The following is a 671-nucleotide window of genomic DNA, read 5'->3' on the forward strand; positions in this document are numbered from 1 at the left end:
AACCGGTTTTGTTATTCGGTTCGATATAAAAAGTAGCACTTTAAGTTCTTCACGACAAATTAATGACATAGCTTTTTAGCTTGGTTCAGAAAACTTTTAGATTTGCCGTTACTTTCCTACAGCTTGGATGGATGCCAAGATGAGCCTGGCTTAAGCTGGCCATACATATAGATTGCATTGACAAAAAGTTGTTGTCATGTGCAGGCGATTCATTTGAGGACATGACTTTTCTGTGACTACCTGTTGCGGATATATACAGGTAAGTTGAGCCGGCCCTGCAAAACGCGAAAGTTTGTGCTAAATTAGCTATCGAAGACATCATTGAAATATGCGGGTGTAGTTCAATGGTAGAACGGCAGCCTTCCAAGCTGCACACGCGGGTTCGATTCCCGCTACCCGCTCCATTTATTGTTAAATAGTAGAGATTCGCCGCGTCCTGTGCAGGCTGAACCTGTACAGGCGGAACTGAAAGGGACTAATGGCTCAAGAACCGCTCAGTATCTCAGATGTGCTGGTGGCCCGTAAGCGCATCACAGGTTTCGTGACCAATACGCCTTTGCGGAAAAGTCACTGGATGTCCGATGTTTCCCAGGCGGAAGTCTGGATGAAGCTTGAGAACCTGCAAGTGACAGGCAGCTTCAAGTATCGGGGCGCCCTCAATGCCATGACTT

1 protein-coding gene and 1 tRNA gene are annotated in these 671 nt (G+C 46.5%); both read left to right on the forward strand.

Annotation, left to right across the window (positions count from 1 at the left end; genetic code table 11):
• Window positions 1-330: 330 nt before the first annotated feature.
• Window positions 331-404, forward strand: a tRNA-Gly gene (locus tag JNK54_10790).
• A 74-nt stretch (window positions 405-478) separates the two neighbouring features.
• The coding region (locus tag JNK54_10795) for a pyridoxal-phosphate dependent enzyme (GenBank protein MBL8024744.1) at window positions 479-671 on the forward strand (193 nt) is incomplete at its 3' end.

Source organism: Elusimicrobiota bacterium (assembly GCA_016788905.1).
Lineage (GTDB): Bacteria > Elusimicrobiota > Elusimicrobia > FEN-1173 > FEN-1173 > JADKHR01.